The sequence below is a fragment of the Deltaproteobacteria bacterium genome, from assembly GCA_016874755.1.
In the GTDB taxonomy this organism is placed as follows: domain Bacteria; phylum Desulfobacterota; class Binatia; order UBA9968; family UBA9968; genus DP-20.
The window spans coordinates 145,736-153,090 of record VGTH01000007.1 but is presented as its reverse complement, the minus strand read 5'-3'; the positions used below and the strand labels follow the sequence as shown (position 1 = coordinate 153,090).

The window sequence follows — 7,355 nt, the reverse complement described above, 5'->3', positions numbered from 1 at the left end:
GATTTCGAATACGGTGTGCGCTCCGCGTCGATATTCTTTCATCCGCAGACATTACCACAGCTCCGCCAAAACGTGCTAAAGCCGTCGCCTAAAGGCGAGGGCTTCAACCCTCCCAGAGTGGGACAGTGAGCGCTGTAATGAGCCTCGGCTCGGATAATTACGATATCCTCGACATGCGCAGTCAGACCATTCCGGGCGCCGCCCGTTTTCTCAGCGCGGGGCGCGGCATCACCATGCATGAGCCGGGGTGCCCGCCCATACCGCACTGGATTTCCAGCGCAGCCGAAGGCCGCAAGGCGGTCGTAGAGCTTGCCGGGCAGAAGGTCGACATGGTCAAAATCTGGGTTGACACCCGGGGCAATAAGTATCCCAAGGTTACCCCAGAAATTTACGGCGCGATCATCGACGAGGCACACAAGCGAGGGTTGCGCGTGTCAGCACATATTTTCGACATGGAAGATGCCAAAGGGCTCATGAAAGCTGGGCTCGACGCCTTCGCCCACGGCGTGCGCGACAAAGACATCGATGATGAGACCCTCGCCATGTTCCGGCAGCGGCCGAATCTGATCCTGACACCGAACCTGCCGGATCGCGGCGTCAAAACCGATCTAAGCTGGCTAAAACCGGGCCTGTCCCCCGAGGAGTTCGCCAAGCTCGAAAAGGCCAATACGGACCAACCCAAGACTCAGGCCTTCTTTGGCATTCAAGCGCGCAATCTGGCGAAGCTGAATGCCGCCGGCGTGCGCATCACCCTCGGCACCGACGGCAACCGCCCCTGGGGGCCGCACGAAGAGATGGCAGACATGGTCGCCGCCGGCATGACGCCCATGCAGGTGATCGTCGCCGCGACGCGCAACTCCGCCGAGTTCCTGCGCCTCGCCGACATGGGCACGCTGCAACCCGGCAAGAGCGCCGACTTCATCGTGCTCGACGCCAACCCGCTCGACAACATCACCAACACACGGCGCATCGCCTCGGTCATCCTGCGCGGCGCGGCAGTGGATCGCTCACAGCCGGTGCGCTGAGAGGTTCGGGAAAAATCCTTGGCAAAGGGACGAAAGCGCTGACCATAAGAAAACTGCTCTGGCGTGTGCTTCGCGGGCTGCTGGCGACAATCCTATTGTCCGCCAGCAGCCAGGCGGCACAGTACGTCATCGATCCTGCGCGCAGTGAAATCGCCGTGCAGCTTTTCAAAGCCGGCGTTGGTTCCGTCTTTGCCCACGATCACGTGCTCCGGGCCGCCAAGTACAGCGGCCAAATTCAGCTCGATCCCGCGGCACCGACGGCGGCGCAGATAACCGTAGAAGTGGACGCCACCGCGCTTGTGATCGATGAGCCGATGTTGCGACAAAAGCATAAACTGCCCCTCGATCTGAGCGAAGATAACCGGCGCGAGATTCAACAGACCATGGAGTCGGAAGCTCAGCTCGATGTCCGGCGCCACCCAAAAATTCGTTTTCGCTCGACGCGCATAACAGAAAGAGACGGTCAATACACTGTCGTCGGCGATTTAGAGCTGCGCGGCGTGACCCGACCCATCACACTGTCTGTGCAGGCGGAACTGCAAAACAATCTGCTGCATGCCAAAGGCTCCGCGCGCTTCTTGCAAAGCAGTTTCGGCTATAAACCATTCAGCGCGTTTTTGGGCGCGGTGCAAAACCGCGACGAAGTCGTCCTGCACGTTGACATCGTTGCCGCCCGTCAATGACCCGACTCCGCCCGGTTTCACGCGAAAAATCCCATTGACACCCCTACGCTGCAAGTAGTAGTTGGAAAATCAGAATCGGGACAAAGCGAATTCCAACAGCGGCGCTTTTCCCCAATCCGATTCCCCGAGCAAGCCCGTAGGGCTGTATCGAAGGAGTGTCGTCGCGGAAGGGCCGTTAGTCCTGAGTAAACCCGTCAGGGTTGTATCGAAGGGGAGGCGTTATGAAAAACGGTTTCAAGATCATCGACTCCGACATGCACATCATGGAGCCGCTCGATCTTTGGGAAAAGTACATGGACCCGCGCTTCAAAGAGCGCGCGCCGCGCCCCGTGCGCGTGCCGACGCGGGGCGATTTGAATTTGTTGATCGTCGACGGCAAAGAGCCGCGCCAGAACAGCCCGACGCTCGTGCACGATGTCCGCATGATCAGCGGCAAGCGCAACAACACCCGCGGCGATGTGATCGACTTCGCGCGCAAGCAAAACTTCAATGCCAAGTCGCAGCTCGAAGCGATGGACATCGAAGGCATCGACGTCGCCGTGCTGTTTCCGACGGCCTGCCTGCACATCATGACCATGCCCGACATGGACCCGCTGCTCGCCGAGGCGATCTGCCGTGCTTACAACGACTGGCTTTATGATTTCTGCCAGGAAAATCCCAAGCGGCTCTACGGCGCGGCGTTGTTGCCGCCGCACGATGTCTCGCTCGCCGTGCGCGAAGCGAAGCGCGCCCGTGAAAAGCTCGGCTTTGTCAGCGCATTCCTGCGCGCCACTCCCCTGCCCGGCCAAACTTGGTTCAGCGTGTATTGGGAACCACTCTGGGCCGAGCTCGAAGAAATGGGCATGACCGTCGGCTTTCACGAGTGCACGAACTCCGGCCACTACCCGCATTTGGAACGCTTCGGCATGGGCAACCGCCTCCTGCGTCACATCTGCACCCACGTCACCGGCCAGATGGTCACCATGGTCGACATGATCGTTGGCGGCGTATTGGAACGTTTCCCGCAATTGAAAGTCGGCTTTCTTGAATGCAACTGCGGCTGGGCGCCGGCCTGGCTGCAGCGCATGGACCGCCACTGGGGCCAGCTCGGCAAAAACGACGCGCCGCTTTTGACCATGAAGCCGAGTGAATATTTCAAACGCCAATGCGTGATCGGCTGCGAAGGCGACGAAGCCGACGTCGGCTTTGTCTGCCAGCAGATCGGCGACGACAACCTAGTATTCTCCAGCGACTACCCGCACAGCGACTCGGACTTTCCCAAAGCGACACAGGAGTTCTTCCACCAAGAGATGCCGGCGGATAGCCGGAGAAAAATCTTGTGGGATAATTGCGTGAAATTTTATGGCATTGATGCGTAAGTAGGCGATTTGGCGTCTGGCTGGTCTGAAAATTTGACAGGATATACCGAGCTGGCGACTACCGGTTTCGGCCCCTAGGCATTTCAACCCAGGCGAGATAACCCGCCGCTCCCGGTCGGCTTTTGCCGGAAAGTTTTACGTTGCCAAATCGACTTTAATTATCTGATATTGCAATGGAATTGGACTTCCACCGTTGGAGCCGCAGCCGAGATATGCCGACCGGCATATCTCGGAGGCTCTAGCGGCTCACTTAATAGTTGGGCCGAATGGTGGGCTCGCTGTGCCGTCCGGTTTCTTGATTTCGGGGCGTTCGTAACAGAACACAGCGTGTTGGCCAGCGTAGGACGACGGTTCTGCGTGAGAATACGAGCATGAATGATTCACGATCACTACAGGAGGGTTGTCGCAATGACTACGGTAATGGCAGTACATGAGGTGGATGACGTCGCTCACTGGCTGGGTTCACCTAAGCGAGCCGAGTGGTTCCGCAAGCACGGGATGACCGTAAAAACGTTTGTCAGTCCTGGCGGGGGACGCCGAGTGGGTGTCCTCATAGAGAACGTTCCAAGTGTCGAAGCCCTCACAAAAGCCCTTCAGGGTGCTGATGCAGCCGAGGCAATGAAGTACGACGGAGTGCATCCGGACACCGTGGAGCTTTTCGTAGCGTCGTAGCCAGCAAGTCGGCCTAACATCCGCATGCACCAGCCCGGCTACAGTGGGGCGTCGCCCTCTTCCGCCGGCAGGTGATGCGGGACGTTAGACGTAAAATGAAAAACTAGCAACATTCTATCAACTCGAAGTAAGACATAGCATGCCTAGTATCGGTCAGAAAACCAATTATTACCCTTTTGGCTACGGGTATTGTCAGTGCGGATGCAAACGATCAACTCGTGTCCAGACGAACGGTTACCATGCCAGATATATCTCCGGTCATGAATATTTGCGCCAGTTACGAGATAAAGCGGCACAAGACCCTGCCGAACACTCTAGCGACGGGTATCGACCTCCGGCAACGAAATATATTGATCAAACGAAGGGACTGGTAGATCTGGTCGCTGAACTGTCAGAGAAGGAGCAATACTTGAGATCGGAGGTCCAACTAATCCATGCAGAGATCGAGCTTGTACTACTAAAGCTTTTGAAAGATTTTTGGAAGGCAAATGATGCGGGTAGAGCGGCTGTAACAGAAAGGCTACAAAACATTCTCAAGCGATTGGATACACACACCTGAGGGAAGTTTAGCGGGTTGATTTTCGCGGAAGCATTAGGGTCAGGTCTTGATCATTGACGATCGGATCAGATTGGGTTAGTCCTGGAGCATGGCCCGGCCACTACGGATCGAATACGACGGGGCGTTCTATCACGTCACCTCTAGGGGAAATGAACGCAAAGCCATCTTCAAAGACGACAGCGACCGAAATCTGTTTTTGGCAATTCTGGGCCAAGTCATCGAGCGTTTTCACTGGCTGTGCCACGCCTACTGTTTGATGGGCAACCACTACCATTTGGTCATTGAGACTCCCGACGCCAATCTGTCGCGAGGGATGCGCCAGTTAAACGGCGTGTACACCCAAGCCTTCAATCGGCGCCACCGGCGGGTGGGGCATTTGTTTCAAGGGCGGTTTAAAGGGATATTGGTGGAGAAAGACAGCCAATTTCTCGAAGTCTGCCGCTACGTGGTGCTCAACGCGGTGGCGGCAGAGATGGTCAAGCAAGCCGGTGGGTGGGCGTGGAGCAGCTATCGAGCCACCGTTGGGGAAGCCGTGCCAGAGAAATGGCTGACGGTGGACGAAATACTGGGGCAGTTTGGCAAGCGGCGGCGAGACGCGCAGCGCAAGTACCGGCAGTTTGTCAGGGAAGGGATCGGCCGGCCATCGATCTGGGAAAAATTGGCGGCGCACAGTTTGTTGGGCGAAGAAGGCTTTGCCGAGGGGCTTAAAGGATACGTCAGAGGGTATGAGACAATCACCGAGATACCGCGCGGTCAGAGATTGATCGGCCGGCCGAGTTTGAAGCAGCTATTTGGGGCGGAGAGCCACAGTCAAAGCCCGCGAGCTCGGCTGATCGAGAAGGCGGTGCAAGATCACGGTTACAGTCAAGTGGAGGTTGCACCGCACTTAAAGATTCACTACTCCACGCTAAGCCGGATCATGAAAAGATTGCGGCAACCGGCCACTTGAACAAATATCAAGACCTGACCCCATGCCTACCCCATGCCTGAATTCAAACGCCAAACCCTAGACGACAGACGCTAGACCAGGCACCCCCCTACTTTCCCACCCTCTCCTTCTCCACCGCACGCAGATAATTCATGTCTAGATAACTCTGCGCGGGCGGCGAGTCTTTGATCCGGCCGTCTTCCTTGAGCAAATCGATGATCGACTGGATCGCGCCAGGTGAAACAATAGGATAGTCAGGATAAATGCCCAGCAAAGTCTGGTAGCGCCGCGCTAAAAATGCTTGATCGGTTTCGCGATAAATCTTACCCAATAGTTCAGTCGTTCTTTTCGGTTCGGTCTTGATCAACCTGATGGTATCGACGACGCCGCGCAAAAGCCTCATTACAGTCTCGCGGTTAGCACGCGCATAGCTTTCCGTGACCATGATGCCCGAGGCCATGAAGTCGATATCGTCCGTGTCCGTAAGCATGCGCAGATTATGCTGCTCTAAGAAATGTTTGTCATAGCTGCTTAAAATCACGGCTTGGACCGTTCCCGATGTCACCGCGGCGATGCGGCCGGGCACGTCACCCACGGAGACAAAAGTCACGTCGCGGTTGGCGCGCAGGTTAAACTTGCGCAGCGCGAGACGCATGCCGTAATCCGCGGTGGTGCCAAAGATACCGATCCCAACTTTCTTGCCGATAAGATCTTGCGGCGACTTGATCGATGGATGCGCCGCCACCATCTGCCCTGGACGATTGAGCCCAGCAATGGTCATGAGATCTGCACCGGATAATCGCGCTAGCACCGTTTGCGGTCCCCCGCTAAACCCAAACTGCACGTCGCCACTGATCAACAGATTGATCGACCGGCCAGCAACATAGATTGGCTCGACCGACAAGCCGTGGCGGCTAAACATTCCCGATTGCACGCCCAGCGGAAAAACCACTTGGCTCAAGCTCGGCGTGCCGAACGCGGCGCGGATTTTGGTTTGTCCTAAAGCACGCCCAGACATAGACAAGGTGGAGAAGACCGACGTCAAGATGAAAAAGCCTATTGCACCACGAAGGCCACGAAGAGCACGAACGTAAGAGAAGAAATATCTTCCTCCGAATTTCGTGTACTTCGCGGTGACAGATTTCCCGCTCATTTCTTGCGCTCCCGCTCCACTTCCGCGAGGAGACTCGTATCTAGATAAGGCTCAGGGTTGAGCGGATCTTTCAGCTTGCCTTCGTCTTTCAGAATTTCGAGAAACGATAGCACCGCGCCCCTCGTCAAATATGGATAGTCGGGAAACATCTCGACCATCGCATCGTAGCGCTTGGTGACCACGGCCGCGTCGCTTTGACGATAGATTTCGTAGAGCAGTTTCTTCGTCCGCTCAGGCTGGGTTTTGGAGAAATGAATCACTTCAACGGTGGCGCGGACAAAGCGCTTCACGTCTTCCCTGTTGGTTTTCATAAACGCTCGCGTCGTCACCACGGCGTTGCCGGGGAACTCAACGTCGCTCGGATCGGCAAGCACGTGAAAGCCGTTTTTAATCGCCAACTCCTTTTCGCTGCTACTCAAGGTCGCCGCCTCAATCGCTCCCGATAACATCCCACCGATGCGCGCCGGCGTGTCGCCGATTTGGATGAGGGTCACGTCCTTTTGCGGATTCAATTTCAGTTTTTTAAGCCCAATGCGCGCACCGTAATCGGCGGTCGTGCCGAAGCGGCTGATGCCGACTTTTTTCCCGACCAAATCGCTGCCACGCTTGATCGCAGGAATGGCCACGAGAATTTGATCCAATCCATTCAACCCGGCCAGCATCACCACATCGGCGCCACTGACCTTGGCCAAAATCGCCGGCGGTCCGCCCATGAAGCCAAACTGCACGTCGCCGCTGATCAGAGCGGAAACCGAGCGCCCGCCGATGTAGATGGGCTCGAGGTTGAGCCCGTTTTTCTGAAAGATGCCGGCGCGCACACCGAGCGGCAAAACTACCTGCGACACGGCGATGGAGCCATAGGACGCGCGCAAGCGGGTTTGCGCCAAGCCGGTTGCGTATGAGAGAAGCAAAAAACTTATTGCAAGCACCGCACAATAAACCATCCGGATCATGGTGCCTCCCGAATCATTGAGGTC

At 56.5% G+C, this 7,355-nt stretch carries 7 protein-coding genes; 5 read left to right on the top strand and 2 right to left on the bottom strand.

What is annotated here, in order from left to right:
- Positions 1–137 precede the first annotated feature (137 nt).
- The 5 genes from FJ145_06525 to FJ145_06505 all read left to right on the top strand — a co-directional run bounded on the left by FJ145_06525 (position 138) and on the right by FJ145_06505 (position 5,246).
- Positions 138–1,025, top strand: a complete 888-nt coding sequence (locus FJ145_06525; protein MBM4261084.1) for an amidohydrolase family protein — start codon at positions 138–140, stop codon at positions 1,023–1,025.
- Positions 1,022–1,708 (top strand): YceI family protein, encoded by a 687-nt coding sequence (locus FJ145_06520; GenBank protein MBM4261083.1) that lies wholly within the window; start codon positions 1,022–1,024, stop codon positions 1,706–1,708. Before FJ145_06525 ends, FJ145_06520 begins: the two co-directional genes overlap by 4 nt.
- A 221-nt stretch (positions 1,709–1,929) precedes the next feature.
- The gene (locus FJ145_06515; protein ID MBM4261082.1) at positions 1,930–3,066 is read left to right on the top strand and encodes an amidohydrolase; all 1,137 of its coding nucleotides are present in this window, start codon (positions 1,930–1,932) and stop codon (positions 3,064–3,066) included.
- A 408-nt stretch (positions 3,067–3,474) separates the two neighbouring features.
- Complete coding sequence (locus tag FJ145_06510) at positions 3,475–3,738, top strand: hypothetical protein (GenBank protein MBM4261081.1); 264 nt, start codon at positions 3,475–3,477, stop codon at positions 3,736–3,738.
- A 647-nt stretch (positions 3,739–4,385) separates the two neighbouring features.
- On the top strand, positions 4,386–5,246 hold the full coding sequence (locus FJ145_06505; protein MBM4261080.1) for a transposase: 861 nt from the start codon (positions 4,386–4,388) through the stop codon (positions 5,244–5,246).
- Between the two features lie 88 nt (positions 5,247–5,334).
- Here the strand turns inward: FJ145_06505 and FJ145_06500 are convergent, their stop codons facing one another.
- Positions 5,335–6,378 (bottom strand): ABC transporter substrate-binding protein, encoded by a 1,044-nt coding sequence (locus FJ145_06500; GenBank protein ID MBM4261079.1) that lies wholly within the window; start codon positions 6,376–6,378, stop codon positions 5,335–5,337.
- Positions 6,375–7,331, bottom strand: coding sequence for an ABC transporter substrate-binding protein (locus FJ145_06495; protein MBM4261078.1), 957 nt, complete (start codon positions 7,329–7,331; stop codon positions 6,375–6,377). Before FJ145_06495 ends, FJ145_06500 begins: the two co-directional genes overlap by 4 nt.
- Positions 7,332–7,355: the final 24 nt, after the last annotated feature.

What these genes read in the sequence shown, in the direction of transcription:
- FJ145_06525 (MBM4261084.1), top strand. Translation starts at nt 138, where the DNA reads ATGAGCCTCGGCTCGGATAATTACGATATCCTCGACATGCGCAGTCAG.
- FJ145_06515 (MBM4261082.1), top strand. Translation starts at nt 1,930, where the DNA reads ATGAAAAACGGTTTCAAGATCATCGACTCCGACATGCACATCATGGAG.
- FJ145_06510 (MBM4261081.1), top strand. Translation starts at nt 3,475, where the DNA reads ATGACTACGGTAATGGCAGTACATGAGGTGGATGACGTCGCTCACTGG.
- FJ145_06505 (MBM4261080.1), top strand. Translation starts at nt 4,386, where the DNA reads ATGGCCCGGCCACTACGGATCGAATACGACGGGGCGTTCTATCACGTC.
- FJ145_06500 (MBM4261079.1), bottom strand. Translation starts at nt 6,378, where the DNA reads ATGAGCGGGAAATCTGTCACCGCGAAGTACACGAAATTCGGAGGAAGA.
- FJ145_06495 (MBM4261078.1), bottom strand. Translation starts at nt 7,331, where the DNA reads ATGATCCGGATGGTTTATTGTGCGGTGCTTGCAATAAGTTTTTTGCTT.